Below are 20,915 nucleotides of genomic sequence, written 5' to 3'. Positions count from 1 at the left end.
GGACACCAAGGTTCTGCGAGTTCGGAACTGCACGCAGCTCCGTACCTGTGCACCAGTATGACACAGATGCGCAACAAGACCCGTCAGGCGCGACGGGATCCACGCGACTCGGCCTCGTGGAAAACACGGCGGCTCAAAGCACCGACACCGCCAGCGGATCACCGATGGTCCCATCGGAATGCACCGGTCCCTGGCATTCCCGGGTGAACAGGCCGGGATGGTCGTCGGCAAGTCCGGGGCTCATCACGCGCAGCGCGGCCACCACGTCGTCCGGACGCACCAGTGGCGCCTGGTGCCGCAGCATCACCATCACCTCGTCCTGGTCAGCCACGTCGATGGCGAGAATCGCGGGGCGGGCATCGAAAATCCGATCCCCCTTCGCCCGATGCCGGGTCACCTGCACCGATTCGGCAGCTCGTAGCGTGTCGACTGCCTCAGCCAGACCGGCGATCGGCGGCTCACCGAGATCGATCCGCCACCATGACGCCTCCAGCAGATCACCCAGTGACGGCTTGGACGCCTCAATGACCTTGACGACACGAAAACCTTCCGGGAGCACCGCGTTGAGACGACCCGCGAGATCCTGTGGATCACACACCTCGGCCAGCGCTATCTCCAGGTACTCAGCCCTGGACTGTGCCGAGGTGGGCGCTGCATTCGCGTAGCTGATCCGCGGATGGGGTGAAAAACCCGATGAGTAGGCCATCGGAACTCCAGCGCGGCGCAGAGCCCTCTCGAAAGCCCGGGCGAAGTCACGGTGGGAGGCGAAGCGAGCCACGCCGAGCTTGGTGTAGCACAGCCTCAGCCGCTGCACTGGGGGCGGCTGGCGGGGCGGTTCGCGTCTGGGCATGGCGACGATGCTAGGCGCTCAGCGCCGACCAGCACCAAGCCTGCCGACAATCCGCTGACACAGGCACATCCACTCATGGCGTCATCGCAGTTCCTGGACGTCTGTGCTGTCGCTGTGCGCCCGTCCAGCGCGGAGCTGTTCAACCGAAACCGGTTTCGCCCCTGGTGTGATCAGTATTCTTCAAGCACCGTTCGCTGCCGTCCACCCCGAAAGAGCCGCCATGGTCTCCTCTGCCGCATGGATTACAACCCTCGTGCTCATCGTGGGCCTGCTCGCCTTCGACTACTTCGTGCACGTGCGCAAGGCGCACGAGCCAACTCTGAAAGAAGCAGCCGTCTGGTCCGGCACCTATGTCGGCATCGCACTGTTGTTCGGCGGCGCAGTCACGCTGTTGGGCGGCACCGAAATGGGCGGGGAATACCTCGCGGGCTACATCACCGAGAAGGCGCTCAGCGTCGACAACTTGTTCGTCTTCCTGATCATCATCACCAGCTTCAAGGTGCCACGTGCCGCCCAGCAGAAGGTGCTTCTGTTCGGCATCGTCTTCTCATTGTTCGCCCGCACCGGATTCATCTTCCTGGGCGCCGCGCTGATCAACCGATTCTCCTGGGTGTTCTACCTGTTCGGCCTGATCCTGCTCGTCACCGCGGGTCACACCGCCAAGCCCGGGGACGACGAGCACCGCGGCGACGAGGCCGACAATGTCATGATCAAGCTGGCCCGCCGGGTGCTGCCCACCTCCCAGGGCTATGACCAGGACAGGCTGTTCACTGTCATGGCCGGCAAGCGGGTCATGACACCGATGGTGCTGGTGATGGCGGCCATCGGCGGCACCGACATCCTCTTCGCGCTCGATTCGATCCCGGCCATCTTCGGGTTGACGCAGAACATCTTCATCGTCTTCACCGCCACCGCCTTCTCCTTGATGGGCCTGCGGCAGCTCTTCTTCCTGATCGACGGGCTGCTCGATCGGCTCGTGTACCTCTCCTATGGGCTTGCGGCGATCCTCGGCTTCATCGGGGTGAAACTCATCCTGCACGCGCTGCACGAGAACAATGTGCCCTTCATCAATGATGGCGAGCCCGTGCACGTCATCGAGATCAGCACGCCGCTGTCACTGGTGGTGATCGTTGTGGTGCTGGCCATCACGGTGATCGCCTCGCTGCTGAGCCCGGCGGGCAAGGTGCAAGTGGCCATCTCCCGGGTGCGGCACTGCACCGGTCACTACATCGGGCTGGACGACGATGCCGGTGACGAGGCACGCCAGGACAGTTACGACCGCCTGCTCGCCAGCCTCGCAGCCGTGGACGCGCTCGGTCCGAGGGCTCACGCTAAGCTGCGCGAGGAGCCCGGGTTGCCGGCCTCGGTGGACCTGGCAATTTCGAGGCACGCCCAGCGGCGAGGCGGAAGGGCCGAGGGCGGTACGAATCAGTCAGGAGGTCCTTCGTGAACAGTGGAATCCTTGGGCGCATCCATGCGACGACGGTGCTGCCCGTCCTGGCATTCATCATGTTGCTGTTCACATGGGGCAGACATCCGCCCTTCGCAATCGACGTGGTGATGTTCGTGCTGCTCATCTGTGCAGTGCTTTCCGCGGTGCACCACGCGGAGGTGGTCGCCGAGAAAGTCGGGGAACCCTTCGGCTCGCTGGTCCTGGCTGTCGCGGTCACGGTGATCGAAGTGGGGTTGATCCTCACCCTGATGGCCGGTGGCAAGAGTTCGGAAACCTTGGCCCGGGACACCGTCTTCGCGGCGGTCATGATCACGGTCAACGGCATCATCGGCATCTGTATCGTGATCGGCACCAGCCCGCACGGCGTGGCGCGTTTCAGTGCCCGTGGCAGCACCGGAGCACTGGCCACGGTCGCGGCGCTGTCAGGCATCTGCTTGGTGCTGCCGAGCTACACGGTGAGCTCCCCGGGCCCGGCATTCACGCCCAGCCAGCTCGCCTTCGCCGGCGCGGCCTCGCTGGTGTTGTATGCCATGTTCGTATCTGCCCAGACCGGTCGTCACCGTTCCTTCTTCCTGCCCGTCGACATGAAGGGCAGGACCATCACCACCTCGCCGGCCAACCACAATCCGACCCGGCGCGCCACCTTCACCAGCCTGGCGCTGCTGCTCGTGGCCCTGGTCAGCGTTGTCGGGCTGGCCAAGGTGCTCTCCCCCGTGATCGAGTCCGGCGTGACCTCGATCGGGCTGCCCAACAGTTTCGTGGGTGTGATCATCGCCTTCCTGGTGCTGGCTCCCGAAACACTGGCCGCGATCCACGCCGCGCGCAGTGATCGCGTGCAGGTGAGCCTGAATCTCGCCCTGGGTTCGGCCACCGCCAGCCTGGGCCTGACCATCCCGACCCTGGCGGCGGTGATGCTCGTCTTCCCCGGCGAATTGCAGCTGGGACTCAGCCCGCTTCAGATCGTGCTGCTGTGCCTGTCCATCGGCCTGGCAATCCTGACGGTCGTGCCCGGTCGGGCCACCCGCCTGCAGGGCGGGGTGCACCTGGTGATGCTCGCCGCATTCATCTTCCTGGCAGCCAATCCCTGATCCGCACTGGCTCAGCGGTCATCGGTGACCAGCCGTCCGGACAGTGCCTGGGATGGGGCCAGTGCCTGGGATGGGGCCAGCTCGATCTTCACACCCAGACCGGGGCAGACCCCGCAGTCATTGCAATCAGCCCAGCGGCAGTCGGCGAGCTGAACAGCCCTGCGGGCCGCCTCGTACTCCTGCCACAGCCAGCCGCGATCCAGGCCGGCGTCCAGGTGGTCCCAGGGCAGCACTTCGAGTTCGCCACGAGCGCGGCTGGTGTACCAGTCGGTGCTGACGCCCAGCACCGAGAGCTCCTGTTCCGCGGAGTCGATCCAGCGCCGGAAGTCGAAGTACTCGCTCCAGGCGTCGAACTGGCCACCGGCTCGCCAGACCGCCTCGACCACCCTGCCGACGCGTCGATCACCTCTGGCCAGCAGGCCCTCGATCATGCCCGGCCGTCCGTCGGAGTAGCGCACGCTGACAGCTTTGCGGGTGTGCGAGTCGGCGCGCACATTGTCGCGCAGCAAGCCGATCCGGTGGTCGATCATCTCGGCGCTGGCCTGCGGAGCCCACTGGAAGGGCGTGTGGGCCTTCGGCACGAAACCACCGATGGAGATGGTCACGTGGATGTCACGGGAACCGCTCACCCGCCGCCCCGTCCGGACGACCTGGCGTGCCAGCTCTGCGATGGCCAGCACGTCCTCGTCGGTCTCGGTGGGCAGGCCGCACATGAAGTACATCTTCACCGAACGCCAGCCCTGACCGAATGCGGCAGTGACGGTCGACATCAGATCCTGCTCGGTGACGTTCTTGTTGATCACCGCCCGCAATCTCTCCGAGCCGGCCTCGGGCGCGATGGTCAGCCCACTGCGGCGGCCGTTGCGGGACAGTTGCCTGGCGAGGTCCACGTTGAAGGCATCCACCCTGGTGCTCGGGATGCTCAGCGAGACATTCGAGCCGTCGAAATGCTCAGCGAGCCCACGGGCCAGTTCGTCGATCTGGGAGTGGTCGGCGCTGGACAGGCTGAGCATGCCCACCTCTTCCAACCCGGTCGCCGCCAGCCCCTTGTCGACCATCGCGTCGATGGTCTGCACGGAGCGTTCGCGAACCGGACGGGTGACCATGCCCGCCTGACAGAACCGGCATCCGCGGGTGCAGCCGCGGAAGATCTCCACCGAGTAGCGCTCGTGCACCGTCTCGGCCAGTGGCACGATCGGAGCCTTCGGGTAGGGCCAGTCGTCCAGATCTGTGAGCACCCAGCGCCGCACGCTGGTGGGCACGTCGGGCCGGTTGGGGCTGATCCTGCTGATCTGGCCATCGGCTGCGTAGCTGATGTCGTAGAAGCGGGGCACATAGAAATCGCCGCTGCGGGCAAGTGCTTCCAGCAGCCCGTCCCGCCCGCCCGGGCAGCCCTGGGCGCGCCAGTCGCGCACATATCCGGAGAGCTCGATCGATGCCTCCTCGCCGTCGCCGAGCACGACGACGTCGACGAAGTCGGCGATCGGCTCGGGATTGAAGGCGCAGTGCCCGCCGATCACCACGAGGGGCTCGTCGTGCACCCGGTCGGATGTGTGCAGCGGCAGCCCGGCCAGGTCGAGGATGGCGAGCACATTGGTGAAGTCCAGCTCGGTGGACAGGCTGATTCCGATGATGTCGTAGCCCGAGATCGGCCGGTGGCTCTCCAACGTGAACTGGTGAAGACCTGCGTCCCTCATCAGACCGGCGAGATCGGGCCACACCGCGAATGAACGTTCCGCGGCAGCCCAGTCCAGCTCGTTGAGTATTTCGTAGAGCACCGCCATGCCCTGGTTGGGCTGGCCGACACCGTAGGCATCGGGGTAGACGAGCGCCCAGTGCACCTCGGCGTCCTGCCAGGCCTTGAGCTGGGAGTTGATCTCCCCGCCGACATACTGCACCGGGGTGGCCACCCGGGCCAGCAGCGGCTCCAGCCGGGCGAACTGGGATGCCGGCTCAGCTCGACGACTGCTGGTCATGACTGTCACTCCTCGTGTGGCGCGTTTCTGTTGTGTTCCCGGGCTTGGGACAGGGAGCCGTCCCCGAACAACGGGCGGCCGTTCTCGTCCCAGGGATCCCCGATCGGCGGCGCGGTGGGCTGCCAGGGGATTCCGGGCCCCGAGGAGGTCCCGCTGGTCACCGGGGCATCGAATTGGCGTCCCGGGTATGCCTGCTCAGGGTACGACGCGGGGACAACAGGCAACGAGGACGACGCCTGACCCATGCCATGCCCGGGCGCGCCCGGGGTCGACGCCCCTGGAGCAGCCATGGCTGTGCCCCCGGGAGCATCGAGGTCAAGGCCTGCTGGAGCGCCCTCCGACACGATGCCGCGCCTCTTGACCCGCCAGGTGATGATCGCCGCACCACCGGCCACCGCGGCCAGCTGGATCAGGCCCCATGCATTCCCACTGCCCTCGGCACGGTCGAAAAGTCGGCTGAAATCCATGAAGGGCAGGAAGACCATGCTCGTCATGTTGTTCACGATGTGCATCGCCATCGATGCCTCCAGACCGCCACTGACATGACACAGATAGCAGGCACCGGCACCGAAGCAGAAGTAGAACAGGTTGAGCCAGGGGTCCTGCGCGCTGTGGGCCAGCATGAACAACAACGAGCTGCCCACGCCGCCCATCAGCGCAGAGATCAGCGCCCTGATCCTGGTGTTCTGCGGCACGAAGCTGGCCACAGCCCTGTTGACCAGGCCGCGGAAGCCGAACTCCTCCCCCGCGCATTGCAGCGGCGTCGTGACCAGGACGCCGGCGATCATGATCCCCGTGTCACGGCTGACGTGCAGTGCCGTGCCCTCCCCGGCCGTGGCAGGAACAAGTGAGGTCACCACCATCATGATGATCCACAGCGGCAGCAGCCAGCCGAGGCAGGCGAGGAACCAGCGCCACCGGAAGTGCCCGACGACGCTGCTCAGCCAGCCGGGACGCTGGGCATTGATCGCGCCACCGGCCCAGGCCAGCAGGATGCACGCGGCGAGCGAGAGATTGTTGAGGATGAACAGCGAGGGAGTGAGCCCGCCGCCATTCTGGAGCTGCTCGACGTGCTCGGCCATCGGCACGCGGCCCGTGGATGCGTCGATGTAGAGGGCCAGAATGCTCAGCCCGGTACTCACCGCCAGGTATCCCACTATGCCGACAGCCAGCGCGACGAGCGGTTTCCAGAACGACCATCGGGGTGCTCGCCAGAAGCCGTGGTAGCGAGTGGGAATGACCGGCAACGAGGGCACCGGCGGGGCAGGATGGCGCGACTTGCCCGTCCATTCCTGCTCCTCGGCAGTCGCCCGACCCTGGTCACATGGTTGGGAGCCGATGTGCTGGGCATCGATGCCCGCCTGCTCCGATGCGCCCTCCGGCCAGACCCGACGCGGAGGGGGACCGTCCCCCGAACCGGACGATGACGTGGTCATCGCAGATCCGGGAACCACATCGCGATCTCGCGGGCCGCCGACTCCACAGAGTCCGAGGCATGGACAAGGTTCTGCTGATTGCTCAGCGAGTAGTCGCCCCGGATGGTGCCCGGAGCCGCGGCGACACCATCGGTGGCGCCGTTGATCGAGCGCACCACCTCGATGGCCCGCTCCCCCTCGACAACCATCGCGACCAGAGGGCCGGAGGTGATGAAGTCGATCAGACCCGGGTAGAAGGGGCGCCCGACGTGCTCGGCATAGTGCTGGGAGGCCAGATCCTCGTCGATCTGACGCATCTGCATGGCCACCACATCCAGGCCCTTGGCCTCGTAGCGGGCAAGGATGGCACCCACAAGATGCCTCTTGACGGCGTCCGGCTTGGCCAGGACGAGTGCGCGCTGAACATCGGTCACGAGTTCACTTTATCCTCAACTGTCCAGCAGGCCCTGATCTGCGCCGCCCGGATCCGGCACGCCCAGCGTCAAGGGGCCTGTGCCGGGGGAAGTCATCAATCCGCCGGTCCCCGTGTCATCAGGGGCAAGGATCTCTCGCACCTGCCCGGCCAGCCACACCGATCCCGCCACCAGCACACCGGCCTGCTCTCCCGCGGCCTCGGCGCCGTCCATGGCCGTCTTCAGCGCCGTGGGCACGTCTGCGGCCGAACTGACCCGATTGGCGCCGAAGATGTCCTGGGCAAGATGGGCAAGATCGTCCACCGGCATGGCCCGAGGATTGCCGGCCACCTGGGTGACGACGATCGAGTCCATCACCGGCTCGAAGATGCGCAGCACCTCCTCCACCTGCTTGTCCTCCATGATCGCCACCAGTCCGACCAGGGGTTGCATGTCGAAGGCCTCGGCAAGCGCGTCCATGGTCGCCCGTGCACCCTGCGGGTTGTGGCAGGTGTCCAGGACCACATTCGGCTCGTGGTGCACGGTCTCGAGCCTGGCAGGAGCGCGAACGGCAGCCAGACCTTCCTCCAGGACCTTGGGATCCAGGCCCTTGCCGCCCAGGAAGGCCTCGACAGCTGCCACTGCGACGGCGGCATTGTGGGCCATGTGCACACCGTGCAGCGGAAGGAAGAGATCACCGAGCGGCCCGGATGCGGTCTGCAGACGCAACAGTTGTCCTCCCACTGCGGGCTGATGGTCCAGCAGTGCGAAGTCGATACCCTCACGCACCATGGGTGCCCCCACCTCGACGCATCTCTCCTGGAGCACCTCCGCGGCTTCCGGGAGCTGACCGGCGAGCACTGCCGTGGAACCGGCCTTGATGATGCCGGCCTTCTCGACGGCGATCTCGGCGATGGTGTCACCGAGGAACTGCATGTGGTCGAGCCCGACCGGACCCACCACGGCAACCGAGGCGTCGCCGACACTGGTGGCGTCCCAGCGCCCGCCCATCCCCACTTCCATGATCATCACGTCCACCGGTGCGTCGGCGAATGCCGCATAGGCCATCGCGGTCATCACCTCGAAGAAGGTCATGGCGATGCCGTCCAGCTGACGCTCGTCGACCATGGCGACCATCGGCGCGATCTGATGCCACATCTCGTCGAAACGATCCGGTGCGATGGGAAGCCCGTCGATGCAGATCCGCTCGCTGATGTCCTCCAGATGCGGCGAGGTGAACCGGCCGGTGCGCAGATTCAGCGCGCGCAGCAGCGAATCGACCATGATCGCGGTGGAACCCTTGCCGTTGGTCCCGGTGATCTGGATGATCGGGGCCGACTGCTGGGGCGCGCCCAGCAGCTCGCACAATGCGCTGATCCGGCTCAGCGAAGGCCCCGGATGATGCTCCGGCCAGCGCGAGCTGATCTGGTCGACGATCTGATGGTGCTGGACGCTGTGGCCTCCGGCGTAGTCGCCGGGATTTTGTGCAGTGGACATCGCCCCTAGGGTAGCCAGCCGCGGTCCAGTGCCTCTTGGACGAGCCGCGCAGTCCGCATCAGCAGTCAACAACTTGAATCTTGAATCACATAGCGGGTCGGCTAGACTCGGCAATGCTGTCGCAGGGTGGAGCGGATGCGGTCACCGGAGCCCGTCATGGTGGTCCGGAGCCCGCCGATCCCGCAGAACACAACCCGGAAGGTGGGTCATGGCCTCCAAAAAGGCTCCACGCAACAAGAGCGCCAACTCGACGCCGCAGGGCGCCAAGGCTGCGAACAGGCGCGAGGCGCTGCGCCAGCAGCAGTTGCAGGCGGCAGCCCACCAGCGCAGGCTGCGCACCATCGTCATCATCGTCGCGGCCATCGTCGCTGTGGCCATCATCGTGGTGGTTGCCCTCGGCACCACCGGCGTCATCGGCGGCAAGAAGTCCTCCCCCGCTTCCAATGTGACCGGCGCACAGATCGTGCCGCCCAATGCCACCGCCGACAACACCGGCATCATGTCCACGCTCGGCACCAACAAGCAGGCCCCGATTCTGGTGAGCATCGAGGACTTCCAGTGCCCGGCGTGCAAGAGCTATGAGACCGTGTACCACCCGGTCTTCGAGTCACTCGCCAAGGAGGGCAAGATCCAGCTCGAATACCGGATGCGCTACTTCTTGGACAACAACTTCCACAACGACTCGTCCGTGCGCGCGGCGCGGGCCGCCGGATGCGCGGATGTCGTGGGTCATTTCCAGCAGTACCACGACACCGTCTACGCCAATCAACCCAGCACTGAGGGCACCGGATACACCACTGATCAGCTGCGGAACACCTTCGCCCAGCAGGCCGGCATCACCGGCTCCGATCTGACCACCTTCCAGACCTGCTTCGACGAGAACCAGACGGCCAACTTCAGCACCGATGTGGAGAACGCCGCATCCAAGGCCGGATACAACTCGACGCCCACCTTCGTGGTGAATGGCAAGACCATCCAGTTCACCCAGCAGAATCCCACCGAGGACTACGTCATGTCGGTGATCAACTCGGCCTCATGATCTGGTGGGCCGGTCTGGCCCCGAATGGGGCCGGCGCCGCCTGGGTGCGCGAGTTTCGGGGCACGGTGGGCCGGTCATTAGGATGAAAGCCATGACTTCTGCACCCACGCCGAACCCTGCCCAGCCGACAACCTCTGGCTGGCAGGTACCGGCGAAGCCGGCGCTGGAGGGCCTTGAGGACAAGTGGTCGAAGATCTGGGACGAGCAGCAACTGTTCGCCTTCCAGCGCCCCGACACCCGGGCACAGGTGTTCTCCATCGATACCCCTCCGCCCACCGTGTCCGGCTCGCTGCACGTGGGCCATGTCTTCAGCTACACCCACACCGATGTGGTGGCCAGGTATCAGCGGATGCTCGGCAAGCACATCTTCTACCCGATGGGGTGGGACGACAACGGCCTTCCCACCGAGCGCAGGGTGCAGAACTTCTACGGCGTGCGCTGCGACCCGTCGATCCCCTACGACCCCGATTTCGTGCCGCCGGTCAAGCCCAACCCGAAGAAGCAGGTCTCGATCAGCCGCCGCAACTTCGTGGAGCTGTGTCACAAGCTGACCGAAGTGGACGAGAAGGCCTTCGAGCACCTGTGGCGCAAGGTGGGCCTGTCGGTGGACTGGTCGCAGCTGTACACGACGATCGGTTCGGAGACCCAGCGGATCTCCCAGCTTGCCTTCATCAACAACTACCGTCGCGGTGAGGCCTACATGAGTGAGGCCCCCACGATGTGGGACGTCACCTTCCAGACCGCGGTGGCACAGGCCGAGCTCGAGGCGCGTGACTACCCCGGCGCCTACCACCGGTTGGCCTTCCACCGCCCCGACGGCGATGCGGTGTTCATCGAGACCACCCGTCCCGAGCTACTGGTGAGCTGCTGCGCGCTGATCGCCCATCCCGACGACGACCGTTACAAGCCACTGTTCGGCACCACGGTCATCACGCCGGTCTTCGGTGTGGAGATCCCGGTGCTCGCCCACCCGGCCGCCGAGATGGACAAGGGCGCCGGCATCGCGATGTGCTGCACCTTCGGTGATCTCACCGACGTCCAGTGGTGGCGTGAGCTGCGGCTGCCCACCCGCACGGTGATCGGGCGTGACGGCAGGTTGTCGCGCGAAGCACCTGACTGGCTGCCCGATGCCGCGTGGTATCTGGAGAATCTGGCCGGCCGCACCACCTTCTCGGCGCGCAAGGCGATGGTCGAGAAGCTGGTCGAGACCGGCGAGATGGAGGGCGGACCCAGGCCCACCCAGCGCATGGCGAATTTCTATGAGAAGGGCGACAAACCGCTGGAGATCGTGTCCACCCGCCAGTGGTACATCTCCAACGGCGGGCGCGACGATGCGCTCAAGGAGTTGCTGCTCAAGCGCGGCGAGCAGATCGACTTCGTGCCCGAGCACATGCGCCACCGCTACTCGAACTGGGTCGAGGGGCTCAATGGCGACTGGCTGGTCAGCCGTCAGCGCTTCTTCGGCATTCCCTTCCCGATCTGGTATCGGCTGGATGCAGATGGCGAGATCGATTACACCGATCCGATCGTCGCCGACGAGGCCTCGTTGCCGGTCGATCCCACCTCCGACTGCCCGGAGGGATTCACTCCCGAGCAGCGCGGCGTGCCGGGTGGATTCGTGGCAGATCCGGATGTCATGGACACCTGGGCCACCAGCTCGCTCAGCCCGGAGATCGTCTGCGGTTGGCAGCGCGACCCCGAGCTGTTCGGACTCACCTTCCCGATGGATCTTGCGCCGCAGGCGCACGACATCATCCGCACCTGGCTGTTCAGCCGTGTGGTGCGGGCCCACTTCGAGTTCGACGAGCTGCCCTGGAAGCGAGCCACGATTTCGGGTTTCGTGACCGACCCGGATCGCAAGAAGATGAGCAAGTCCAAGGGCAATGTCGTGGTACCCACCGACATCCTCGACAAGTACGGCGCGGACGCGGTGCGCTGGCGGGCCGCGATGGCACGCCCCGGCATGGACTCCCCCTTCGACGAGCGCCAGATGAAGGTCGGACGCCGGCTGGCCATGAAGGTGCTCAATGCCTCAAAGTTCGTGCTCGGCATGGGCGCCCCGACCGGCTCAGAGGCGATCACTGCGCCGGTGGACCTTGCGGAACTGGCCGCGCTGCGTGCCGTGGTGACCCGGGCCACGGAGTCGCTCGACAAGTACGACTACACGACGACGCTGGAAGCCACCGAGGAGTTCTTCTGGAGCTTCTGCGACGACTACCTGGAACTGGTCAAGGAGCGCGCCTATGGTGCTTCGGGACAAGAAGCCGCAGATTCGGCGAATGCCACCCTGCAGCTGGTGCTGTCGGTGCTGCTGCGCTTGATGGCGCCCTACCTGCCCTTCGTCACCGCCGAGGTGTGGAGCTGGTGGCACGCCGGCTCGGTGCACACCTCCGCCTGGCCCACCGTCGGCGAGCTGCCGGACTCCGGGGATCCGGAGTTGATCTCCGATGTCGCGGCGGCGCTCATCCTGGTGCGCGGGGCCAAGTCCGACGCCAAGGTCTCCATGAAGACCCCGGTGGAGAAGATCGTTCTCAGCGGCCCGGCCTCGGCCATCGACCACCTCAAGTCAGTCGAGACCGATCTCGCCGCGGTGGGACATATTTCTTGCCCCATCGAATGGGTGGTCTCCGGCGACGAGATCACCGCGGAGATCACCCTGGGCGAGGCTCCGGTGAAGACTGCACGCTGACGGGCTGCCGACTGCGCCGCGATCCGGCGCTGATCGGTCACCTCGCGTTGGTGCCACCCCGGAAGCCAGCCGATCTCCTCGTCCACCGGACACCGCTCATTGTCGTCCTCAGCGGCCCGCCAGCATTTCCAGATCGATCTCGTCGAGGCTCGTGACGCGTGCCGCGAACGCGTCCTTGCCGCCGCTCAGCTGACCGCAGCTGACCTGATCGCCGATCCCCAGGCGATCGAGCCAGACCGACTGGAGACCCGCAGCGGTGGCACCGAGGGCATCGCGGCGCAAGTCGTCGACGTAACCCACCTTGTCAGGCGCGCAATCAAGGGCTTCACAGGCCGCCCGATAGGCATTCGGATCGGGTTTGCCCGCGCCGAGCTGATCGCAGGTCAGCACAGCTGTGAAGAGATCGGCGATGCCGAGCCTGTTGACTTTCTTGCGCGTCATGAACTCGGTGGAGTTCGACAGCACGGCGACAGGAATACCTGCTTCCTCAGCCCGGTCGATCAGTCGGAGCGCGTCGTCCCACGCGCAGCAGCCAGCCACGAAGGCGGCTCGGTACGTGGTCTCGAACCGGGTGAAATTCTCGTCATCCAGCTCCGCGACGCCGATGGCTCGCGCCATCGCGCCGAGCCTGCCTCGCCGCATCCCCCCATAGTCCAGAGCGCCGGTGGAGAACCGGGGAAACCACCCTGCCTCGTCACGGACGTAGTGATCGACCGCCGCTGCCCTGTCCTGCTCGGACAACGCCGGCCACAGCGTCGAGGCAGCCGTGCCCAATGCGCCGTACATCGCCTCGGTGGTGCGATTGATGGTGTCGTCCATGTCCAGGACAAGCGCCTCGACGCGCAGCAGTACCGCCACCTCAGTCCCCGAAACCGGTCCCCACCTCTTTGGCGGCCCTGATCCAGGGGTGATCGGTGGGCACATAGCGGATCTTCCCGGCCACCTTATCCAGCGGAACCGGTTCGGCGCCCTCACCGCGACTGGCGACCATGATGCCGAAGACCCCGTCGGCCACCATGTCGGCGCCCGCAGTGCCCAGCACCGTGGCCAGCTGGCGGTCGCGACCCGATGGGGTGCCGCCGCGCTGCACATAGCCGAGGATGGTCACCCGCGACTCCAGGCCGGTGGCCTCCTCCAGCTGGTTGGCGAGGGTGAAGGTGTGTGCCCGGTGGGAGGCCTCGACATTGGCCCTGTGCGCCTTCGCGGCGTCGCGGGCGCTGGGCGACCCGGCCTCGCGCACCAAGGCATCGGCTGCTGCCAGCTCCGCTGCGTCCTGCTCATTGCGGGCACCTTCGGCCACCGCGATGACGGAGAAGTTCGAGCCGTGGGAACGGCGCCTCCTGATGGTCTGTGCAATGGATGCCACGTTGTAGGGCACCTCGGGCAGCAGGATGACATCTGCTCCCCCGGCGATCCCGGCGCCCAGAGCCAGCCAGCCGGCCCGGTGCCCCATGATCTCGGTGAGGATGATCCTGTGATGGCTGTGCGCGGTGGAATGCAGCCGGTCGACGGCTTCGGTGGCGATCTCCAGCGCGGTGGCGAAGCCGAAGGTCTGGTCGGTGCCGACCAGATCGTTGTCGATGGTCTTCGGCAAGGTGATGACATTGAGACCCGCCTGGGACAGCCGCCGGGCGTTCTTGGCGGTGCCTCCACCGCCGAGGCAGACCAGCGCGTCGAGCTTGTCCTTCTCGTAGTTCTTCTTGATGGTCGGGATCATGTCCTTCTGCTTGCCGTCGACCATCATCTTGTGCACCTTGTCACGGGAGGTGCCGAGGATGGTGCCACCAACGGTGAGGATCCCCGACAACGCCTGTGCGTCCAGCGGGATGTAGCGGTTCTCGGCCAGCCCCCGCATGCCGTCGCGGAAGCCGATCAATTCCATGTGGTGGGTGCTCAGCGCAGCCTTGCCGAAGCCGCGAATCGCAGCGTTCAGCCCCGGGGAGTCACCACCAGCGGTGAGAATGCCGACGCGCATCGTCATGAACTGCCTCCTTGGATCGTCATTGCCCAGCCACTTGCTGGAGCGCGGAACCGAAGATCGGAATGGGAGTCGACGCCGGACTCGCACCAGGCGCGTTCTGCCTCACACATTGTGGTGCATCGAGCCACGAGACGTCAGGCGTTGTGCACTGCTCCGGCAGTGGCAGCCACCAGATTCTTGAGTTCATCCGCGTCATTGCCGATTTCCACGGTGCGACGAGGGCTGTCCTCGATGCCGGCGAAGCGCGCCGGTTGGGGCGGCAGGCTGCCGGTGGCCTCGCGGATGGTCTCGGCGAATTTCACCGGCAGCGCGGTCTCCAGCACCACGATCGGTTCGCTGCCGGAACTGGCGAATTCCTCGGCCACATGGACGCCGTCGGCGGTGTGCGGATCGATGAGCACCTCGTGCTCGCGCCACAGCCTGCCGATGGTGGCGACCCTGTCACTGTGGTGGGAATGACCCGAGACGAAGCCATACTGGTTTCGGATGCGGGAGAACTCGGGAGTCCCGGAAATGTCGAAGCTGCCGGTCGAGGCGACCTGGCGGAAGAGTTCCCGCACCTTCGCGCCCTCGCGTCCGAACAGGTCAGCGATGAACCGCTCGAAATTGGATGCCTTCGAGATGTCCATCGAAGGGCTCGACGTGGCCAGCGTCTCCTGGGCGGAGCGCACCCGGTAGACGCCGGTGTGCAGGAACTCGTCCAGCACATCATTCTCGTTGGTGGCGAGGATGAGCCGCTTGATCGGCAGGCCCATGCAGCGGGCGATGTGACCGGCGCAGATGTTGCCGAAGTTGCCGGTGGGCACTGCGAAGCTGATTTCTTCGCCGGGCCCGGCGGTCATCCGCAGCCAGCAGTTCACGTAGTAGACGATCTGGGCCACCAGCCGTGCCCAGTTGATGGAGTTGACGGCCCCGATGTGCCAGCGCGCCTTGAACTCGGCATCCGAGTTGACTGCCTTCACGAGGTCCTGGCAGTCGTCGAAGACGCCGTCGACACAGACATTGACGATGTTCGGGTCGTCCAGGCCGAACATCTGTGCCTGCTGGAAGGGTGTCATACGCCCGGCCGGGGTGAGCATCACGACGCTGAGCCGTGCACGGCCGCGTAGCGCATACTCGGCCGAGCTTCCGGTGTCTCCGCTGGTGGCACCGAGAATGGTCAGCCAGTCATCGCGGCGGCCCAGCTCGTACTCGAACAGCTCGCCGAGCAGTTGCATCGCCATGTCCTTGAAGGCGGCCGTCGGTCCGTTGGACAGATGACCCAGCCACAGCGGGCCATCGCCGATGTGCGTCACAGGCACGATCTGGGGGTCGCTGAACTTCGCAGCCGTATAGGCGCGCTCGCATATCTCGCGCAGGTCTGCTGCAGGGATGTCATCGATGAACAGCTGCAGCACTTCGGCGGCGAGCCCGGCATAGCCCTGCTGCGCCAGCACAGCCCGCCAGCGCTCCAGCGTATCGGCGTCAACGTGCGGATAGCTCACCGGCAGATAGAGGCCGCCGTCGGGAGCCAGGCCCTCCAACAGGATGTCGCAGAAGGACTTCGAAGCTGCACCGGAATCGGCACGAGTCGAGATGTAGCGCACCCCTTCAGACTATCTGCCCACCCAGGGTCGCCAAAACATCTGACGAGCTGAGCCCGACCGGGCTGAGATGTGGGCGGGCTGGAGCAGGATGGGCGTATGCCATCATTTCGAGCCCGCTTCGCCGTGCAGGGGATGAAGTCCGGTCATCAACCCGCGGAGGTGCTACCGGCGGCCTGGCTGGCGATTCCCGATCACGCGCACGCCGACGACGTACGCCTCGACATCGAGAAGATGCGTCCGCTTGTCACCGTGAGATTCGCCATCCCCAGCTCCAATGACGACGACGAGGACACCCGGGCCTGGGAATGTGCTCGCCAGATCTGCGCGAATATGCAGTCGCTGGCGACCATGTCGCCGCCGGTGGTGCTGCGCCGAACCGGTCAGACCTGGACACCACTGGAACTGCCCGAGTGAGCCAGTGACCGGTTCGGCACTCACAAACGGCCAGAACTCATTCCGGCGGGACTCAGGCCGACAGCTGACGGCGCTCCGCGACCTCGGCTCTGGTGACCATGACGGGTGGCTCTTCGCCCCTGACCAGCTCTGCTGTCACCAGCACCTGCGCGATGTCGTCGTGGCTGGGCACCTCGAACATCACATCGAGCAGTGTCTCTTCGAGGATGGCGCGCAGCCCTCGAGCTCCGGTGCCCCTGTCGATGGCCTTCGCAGCGATCGCTTCGACTGCCTCCGGGGTGAACTCCAGTGACACCCCGTCGAGCTCGAACAGCTTCGCGAACTGCTTGACCAGTGCATTGCGCGGTTCGGTGAGGATGCGCCGCAGTGCCTCCTCATCGAGCTTGGGAACCGTCGCGATCACCGGCACACGCCCGATGAACTCCGGGATCAGGCCGAAGACGTGCAGGTCTTCCGGACTGACTCCGGAGAACAGATCGAGATTCTGCTCGTCGGGGATCACCTCGGATGCGTCATTGCTGAAGCCCAGCGAGTGCCTGCCGACTCGCTCGCCGATGATGTCCTCCAGACCGGAGAAGGCACCGCCCACGATGAACAGGATGTTCGTGGTGTCGATCTGGATGAACTCCTGATGGGGATGCTTCCGGCCACCCTGCGGAGGAACCGAGGCGACTGTTCCCTCAAGGATCTTCAGCAGCGCCTGCTGGACGCCCTCACCGGAGACATCACGGGTGATCGACGGATTCTCCGACTTGCGGGCCACCTTGTCGATCTCGTCGATGTAGATGATGCCGGTCTCGGCCTTCTTCACATCGAAGTCGGCAGCCTGAATGAGCTTGAGCAGGATGTTCTCGACGTCCTCGCCGACATAACCCGCCTCGGTGAGGGCTGTGGCATCGGCCATCGCGAAGGGCACCTTGAGCATCTTTGCCAGGGTTTGCGCGAGATAGGTCTTGCCACAGCCGGTGGGGCCGATCAGCAGGATGTTGGACTTGCCCAGCTCGACCTCGTCGTCGCGCTTGGCGGATGCCTCAAGACGTGCCTGGACGCGCTTGTAATGGTTGTAGACCGCGACTGCCAGAGTCTTCTTCGCGGCATTCTGCCCGATGATGTAGGTGTCCAGGAAGGCCTGGATCTCAGCCGGCTTGGGCAGCTCGCTCGGCGCATCGGCCTCCGTGCCCTCGGAGAATTCTTCTTCGATGATCTCGTTGCACAGATCGATGCACTCGTCACAGATGTAGACGCCCGGACCTGCGATGAGCTTCTTGACCTGCTTCTGGCTCTTGCCGCAGAAGGAGCACTTGAACAGGTCCCCGCTCTCCCCTATGCGTGGCATTTCCGCCTCCTCTCATGATCTCTTGATGATCTTCCAGACTAGTCCGGGTGGGTGCGCCGAACCGGACATCAACGCACCCACCCGGGCCTGTACTGAAGCTCTCAGCGATCCTTCAGCGACGTGAGAATGTCGTCGACAATCCCATACTCGACTGCTTCTTGAGCAGTGAGGTACTTGTCTCGCTCCACGTCGGCGGTGATCCGCTCCACCGGCTGACCGGTACTGTCCGCCAGCATTTGCTCCATCAACGCGCGGATGCGCAGGATCTCATTGGCCTGGATCTCCAGATCGGACGACTGGCCGTAGCTGCCCTCGCCAATGGCCGGCTGGTGGATGAGGATACGGCTGTTCGGGAGCGCCAGGCGCTGGCCCTTGCTGCCGGCCGCCAGGATCACCGCCGCCGCCGAAGCCGCCTGCCCGAGGCAGATCGTCTGCACGGCCGGCTTGACGTAACGCATCGTGTCGTAGATCGCGGTGAGCGCCGTGAAGGATCCACCCGGGGAATTGATGTAGATGGAGATCGGCCTGTCGGCGTCCATCGACTGCAGGCACAGCAGCTGAGACATCACCGCATTGGCGATGTCGTCGTTGATGGGCGTGCCCAGGAAGATGATGCGATCCTCGAACAGCTTGGTGTAGGGATCGACGCGTCGCACGCCGTAGCTGGTGCGCTCCTCCCACTGCGGGATGTAGTACTCCGCGCTCGGGGATGTGGCCAGTCCACCTGGGGCCACCGGCTGTGCACCGGCGAGCGAATGCGCACCGCTGACGATGTCTTGTCTCAAGGAAGTCATGGCGATCCTCACTGGTTCGGCGCGTCGGTGGGAATCTTGGACGCGCGTTCGTAGACGTGGTCGATGAAGCCGTACTCGAGAGCCTCCGGTGCCGTGAACCAGCGGTCACGATCGGAGTCCTTCTCGATCTGCTCCACCGTCTGACCGGTGTGGCCTGCGATGAGGGCAGCCATCTCGTGCTTGAGATGGATGCTCTGCTCGGCCTGGATCTTGATGTCGGAGGCAGTGCCGCCGATACCACCGGAAGGCTGATGCATCAGGATGCGGGCATGCGGCAGGGCGAAGCGCTTGCCGTGCGTGCCTCCGGACAGCAGGAACTGACCCATCGACGCGGCAAGACCGAGGGCAACCGTCGCCACGTCATTGGAGATCCACTGCATGGTGTCGTAGATCGCCATGCCGGAGTCGATCGAACCACCGGGGGAATTGATGTAGAGGTAGATGTCGGTATGAGGATCCTCGGCGTTGAGCAGAAGCATCTGCGCACAGATCGCGTTGGAGTTCTCGTCCTTCACCTCGGACCCGAGGAAGACGATGCGGTTGGCCAGTAGGGACTGGTAGACGTTGTCACTGAGGCCGGCACCGCCTGCACCGGCTGCTGCCGAGGGGGGCAGCACGGGGAAATTGACCATGTCGTTCACAACGAAGAACCTACCCGGATGCACTGACAAAGCGGAGGCGGTTCACAACTGTTCGCTGCCGGCATGCCGGCATGAGCCCACAACGCTCACGGTGTATGGAGCAGCGCTGCGAACGCCCAGCCGTTCCGATCGGCGGCCGGACCCCGCGATGGGTGGTTGCGCAATGATCTCCCTCCTCAGGTCTGCGGATCTGCTCCGGTCACCTTCGCCTCGGTGGAGATGAAGGAGTTCACCCATCGGGCCTTCGGATCGGCGTCGATCACCAGAGATTTCACGAGCTGAGTGGCCGGCAACGCGATGATGGCGCCCATCGGGCCGAACACCCAGGCCCAGAACAGCAGCGACAGGAAGGAGACGGTGATGTTCACGCCCACGGCATTACCGGTGACCTTCGGCTGGAAGTAGCCCTGCACCACCCAGGTCGTCACGAAGTAGATGATCATGACCACCAGCGCATTCTGCCAGCCGTTCATCAGCAGCGCGGTGATGACAGGCGGCACCATTGCGAAGAAGAATCCCACCGAGGGCACGAAAGTGGTGATGAATGTGAGGAACATCCAGACGCCCATGAGCGGCACATTGAAGATCTTCAAGGTGATGCCGTTGATGACGGCCATGATGAGGCCGAACAATGTGCACGCCAGCCAGTAGCGCCGGACGCCCTCGGAGAATCCCACCAAGGCATGGGTGATCCTCGGGTGGGTGCCGGTGGCCACCTTCATCCGCTCGCTCCAGCCCATGGAGTCGGCCATCACCATGATCATCGTCACGAAGGCAACGGTGGCCGCACTGAGGATCCCCGAAACAGAACCGAGCAGACTGGTGCCCACCGTGACGAGGTGGGACGGGTCCATGTATTGGCCGGCGGACTGCAGTGGGTCGACATCGATGCCGCGCTCGCGGAAGGAGTGCAGCAACTGGTTGTAGAGCTCGGTGAAACGTGGCACATAGTCGGGCACCGTGGACACCGTGGTGCTCACCGCCCATGAGAAAGCGAGTCCGAACACCACGACGGACGCAATGAGCGACGCTGCCATCAACAGGCCGGCGATCCACTTCGGCAGGCCCCTGTGGGAAAGCTTCGAATAGATCGGATAGGCCGCGATGACGAGGTTGAAGCCCAAGAAGGTGGGCGCCAGGAACCAGGAGAGTTGCTGAAACGTCCACACTGTACCCGCCACACCCGCCATTGCGACCATGACGACAGTCAGCCTGGGAAGCCAATGCGGCTGTCCGTGGAACGGCCCCTGCGGCGTCCCCCTCTCGTCGTTCTCGGTGGGAAAAGCAGCGCGGGATGGCTGCTGGTCCTCGGAGGGGGTTGGAGTCGCCGAACCGGTGGAGACACCTGAGTCTCCCGGCGACCCACCGGATTCTCCGGGCTCAGTCAGTTCCTGGTCTTCTGCCACGGCGTTCTCCCCTGCTCGACGCAATCCGCGATTGGCGTCCACAGCGTCTCACGTGTCCGCCCGATGCCGTTGTTGAGGGCATTCTTCGATATTCCAGCTGTCGACACATTGGCGCGATGGTCATCGCCACGAACGCGACGCTGACAACACGCTCAACCATCTGCACAGACCCCGACCACATGCACCGGCCAGCTCGAACCGAGCTGGTGAATCAGACCGGGTGAACAGAATTGGGGGCCGCCGCCCTGGCGGGGGCCGCGCATCGAATAGGGGGGGGGGGAGAACGTCGGGGCGCTTGCCCGCGGGGGGGCTGGGGTGTGGTGGGGGGCGGGGGGAG

At 65.0% G+C, this 20,915-nt stretch carries 17 protein-coding genes; 5 read left to right on the top strand and 12 right to left on the bottom strand.

Annotated elements, in window-relative coordinates; translation table 11 throughout:
* Positions 1 to 133: 133 nt before the first annotated feature.
* On the bottom strand, positions 134 to 850 hold the full coding sequence (locus ABF648_RS06360) for a TIGR03936 family radical SAM-associated protein (protein ID WP_415631456.1): 717 nt from the start codon (positions 848 to 850) through the stop codon (positions 134 to 136).
* Between the two features lie 220 nt (positions 851 to 1,070).
* On the opposite strand from ABF648_RS06360, the gene ABF648_RS06355 reads away from it, so the two are divergent.
* Together ABF648_RS06355 and ABF648_RS06350 are read left to right on the top strand one after the other, a co-directional pair.
* Complete coding sequence (locus tag ABF648_RS06355; protein ID WP_415631455.1) at positions 1,071 to 2,300, top strand: TerC family protein; 1,230 nt, start codon at positions 1,071 to 1,073, stop codon at positions 2,298 to 2,300.
* Positions 2,297 to 3,391 (top strand): calcium:proton antiporter, encoded by a 1,095-nt coding sequence (locus ABF648_RS06350; RefSeq protein WP_415631454.1) that lies wholly within the window; start codon positions 2,297 to 2,299, stop codon positions 3,389 to 3,391. The genes ABF648_RS06355 and ABF648_RS06350 overlap by 4 nt, the downstream gene beginning before the upstream one ends.
* 11 nt (positions 3,392 to 3,402) lie before the next feature.
* Here the strand turns inward: ABF648_RS06350 and ABF648_RS06345 are convergent, their stop codons facing one another.
* The 4 genes from ABF648_RS06345 to ABF648_RS06330 are packed head-to-tail and all read right to left on the bottom strand — an operon-like array spanning position 3,403 to position 8,692.
* Entirely contained in the window at positions 3,403 to 5,367 is a 1,965-nt protein-coding gene (locus tag ABF648_RS06345; protein ID WP_415631453.1) for a TIGR03960 family B12-binding radical SAM protein, read from the bottom strand.
* A gap of 5 nt (positions 5,368 to 5,372) precedes the next feature.
* Positions 5,373 to 6,803, bottom strand: coding sequence for a type II CAAX prenyl endopeptidase Rce1 family protein (locus tag ABF648_RS06340; protein WP_415631452.1), 1,431 nt, complete (start codon positions 6,801 to 6,803; stop codon positions 5,373 to 5,375).
* On the bottom strand, positions 6,800 to 7,216 hold the full coding sequence (gene ndk, locus ABF648_RS06335) for a nucleoside-diphosphate kinase (protein ID WP_415631451.1): 417 nt from the start codon (positions 7,214 to 7,216) through the stop codon (positions 6,800 to 6,802). Before ndk ends, ABF648_RS06340 begins: the two co-directional genes overlap by 4 nt.
* 15 nt (positions 7,217 to 7,231) lie before the next feature.
* Positions 7,232 to 8,692 carry a bifunctional folylpolyglutamate synthase/dihydrofolate synthase gene (locus ABF648_RS06330; protein WP_415631450.1) on the bottom strand — a complete coding sequence of 487 codons (1,461 nt, stop codon included), beginning with the start codon at positions 8,690 to 8,692 and terminating at the stop codon, positions 7,232 to 7,234.
* A 208-nt stretch (positions 8,693 to 8,900) separates the two neighbouring features.
* Here ABF648_RS06330 and ABF648_RS06325 point away from each other — a divergent pair, with 208 nt between their 5' ends.
* Both ABF648_RS06325 and valS read left to right on the top strand, forming a co-directional pair.
* A complete protein-coding gene (locus tag ABF648_RS06325) occupies positions 8,901 to 9,731 on the top strand; it encodes a DsbA family protein (RefSeq protein ID WP_415631449.1) in 831 nt (276 codons plus the stop codon).
* Between the two features lie 82 nt (positions 9,732 to 9,813).
* Positions 9,814 to 12,420, top strand: coding sequence for a valine--tRNA ligase (valS, locus tag ABF648_RS06320; protein WP_415631448.1), 2,607 nt, complete (start codon positions 9,814 to 9,816; stop codon positions 12,418 to 12,420).
* 108 nt (positions 12,421 to 12,528) lie between these two features.
* On the opposite strand, the gene ABF648_RS06315 is transcribed toward valS, so the two are convergent.
* The 3 genes from ABF648_RS06315 to thrC all read right to left on the bottom strand — a co-directional run bounded on the left by ABF648_RS06315 (position 12,529) and on the right by thrC (position 15,987).
* Positions 12,529 to 13,278 (bottom strand): HAD family hydrolase, encoded by a 750-nt coding sequence (locus tag ABF648_RS06315; protein WP_415631447.1) that lies wholly within the window; start codon positions 13,276 to 13,278, stop codon positions 12,529 to 12,531.
* A gap of 1 nt (position 13,279) precedes the next feature.
* Positions 13,280 to 14,401 carry a 6-phosphofructokinase gene (locus ABF648_RS06310; RefSeq protein ID WP_415631446.1) on the bottom strand — a complete coding sequence of 374 codons (1,122 nt, stop codon included), beginning with the start codon at positions 14,399 to 14,401 and terminating at the stop codon, positions 13,280 to 13,282.
* A gap of 134 nt (positions 14,402 to 14,535) precedes the next feature.
* The gene (gene thrC / locus ABF648_RS06305) at positions 14,536 to 15,987 is read right to left on the bottom strand and encodes a threonine synthase (RefSeq protein ID WP_415631445.1); all 1,452 of its coding nucleotides are present in this window, start codon (positions 15,985 to 15,987) and stop codon (positions 14,536 to 14,538) included.
* A 96-nt stretch (positions 15,988 to 16,083) separates the two neighbouring features.
* Here thrC and ABF648_RS06300 point away from each other — a divergent pair, with 96 nt between their 5' ends.
* Positions 16,084 to 16,401, top strand: coding sequence for a hypothetical protein (locus tag ABF648_RS06300; protein WP_415631444.1), 318 nt, complete (start codon positions 16,084 to 16,086; stop codon positions 16,399 to 16,401).
* A gap of 52 nt (positions 16,402 to 16,453) precedes the next feature.
* Here ABF648_RS06300 and clpX read toward each other — a convergent pair whose 3' ends face one another.
* From clpX to ABF648_RS06280, 4 genes are all read right to left on the bottom strand, one after another.
* Positions 16,454 to 17,737, bottom strand: a complete 1,284-nt coding sequence (gene clpX / locus ABF648_RS06295) for an ATP-dependent Clp protease ATP-binding subunit ClpX (RefSeq protein ID WP_415631443.1) — start codon at positions 17,735 to 17,737, stop codon at positions 16,454 to 16,456.
* Positions 17,738 to 17,838: 101 nt separating this feature from the next.
* Positions 17,839 to 18,531: an ATP-dependent Clp protease proteolytic subunit gene (locus tag ABF648_RS06290; protein ID WP_415631442.1), complete on the bottom strand. Its 693-nt coding sequence runs from the start codon at positions 18,529 to 18,531 to the stop codon at positions 17,839 to 17,841.
* An 8-nt stretch (positions 18,532 to 18,539) separates the two neighbouring features.
* Positions 18,540 to 19,163 (bottom strand): ATP-dependent Clp protease proteolytic subunit, encoded by a 624-nt coding sequence (locus ABF648_RS06285; RefSeq protein WP_415631471.1) that lies wholly within the window; start codon positions 19,161 to 19,163, stop codon positions 18,540 to 18,542.
* A gap of 185 nt (positions 19,164 to 19,348) precedes the next feature.
* Positions 19,349 to 20,371 (bottom strand): AI-2E family transporter, encoded by a 1,023-nt coding sequence (locus ABF648_RS06280; protein WP_415631441.1) that lies wholly within the window; start codon positions 20,369 to 20,371, stop codon positions 19,349 to 19,351.
* Positions 20,372 to 20,915 lie beyond the last annotated feature (544 nt).

Origin of the sequence: Propionibacterium sp. (assembly GCF_047719395.1) — a bacterium.
GTDB lineage: Bacteria > Actinomycetota > Actinomycetes > Propionibacteriales > Propionibacteriaceae > Propionibacterium.
Note: the sequence above shows the minus strand (reverse complement) of the source record. Positions and strands in the feature narration are given on the sequence as shown.

Bases quoted from the DNA above. Each gene is read 5' to 3' on its own strand.
- ABF648_RS06285 (WP_415631471.1), bottom strand. From the start codon at position 19,163: ATGGTCAATTTCCCCGTGCTGCCCCCCTCGGCAGCAGCCGGTGCAGGC.
- ABF648_RS06310 (WP_415631446.1), bottom strand. From the start codon at position 14,401: ATGACGATGCGCGTCGGCATTCTCACCGCTGGTGGTGACTCCCCGGGG.
- ABF648_RS06360 (WP_415631456.1), bottom strand. From the start codon at position 850: ATGCCCAGACGCGAACCGCCCCGCCAGCCGCCCCCAGTGCAGCGGCTG.
- ABF648_RS06325 (WP_415631449.1), top strand. From the start codon at position 8,901: ATGGCCTCCAAAAAGGCTCCACGCAACAAGAGCGCCAACTCGACGCCG.
- ABF648_RS06300 (WP_415631444.1), top strand. From the start codon at position 16,084: ATGCCATCATTTCGAGCCCGCTTCGCCGTGCAGGGGATGAAGTCCGGT.
- ABF648_RS06355 (WP_415631455.1), top strand. From the start codon at position 1,071: ATGGTCTCCTCTGCCGCATGGATTACAACCCTCGTGCTCATCGTGGGC.
- ABF648_RS06340 (WP_415631452.1), bottom strand. From the start codon at position 6,803: ATGACCACGTCATCGTCCGGTTCGGGGGACGGTCCCCCTCCGCGTCGG.
- ABF648_RS06290 (WP_415631442.1), bottom strand. From the start codon at position 18,531: ATGACTTCCTTGAGACAAGACATCGTCAGCGGTGCGCATTCGCTCGCC.
- valS (WP_415631448.1), top strand. From the start codon at position 9,814: ATGAAAGCCATGACTTCTGCACCCACGCCGAACCCTGCCCAGCCGACA.
- ABF648_RS06345 (WP_415631453.1), bottom strand. From the start codon at position 5,367: ATGACCAGCAGTCGTCGAGCTGAGCCGGCATCCCAGTTCGCCCGGCTG.
- ABF648_RS06280 (WP_415631441.1), bottom strand. From the start codon at position 20,371: ATGGTCGCAATGGCGGGTGTGGCGGGTACAGTGTGGACGTTTCAGCAA.
- clpX (WP_415631443.1), bottom strand. From the start codon at position 17,737: ATGCCACGCATAGGGGAGAGCGGGGACCTGTTCAAGTGCTCCTTCTGC.
- ABF648_RS06330 (WP_415631450.1), bottom strand. From the start codon at position 8,692: ATGTCCACTGCACAAAATCCCGGCGACTACGCCGGAGGCCACAGCGTC.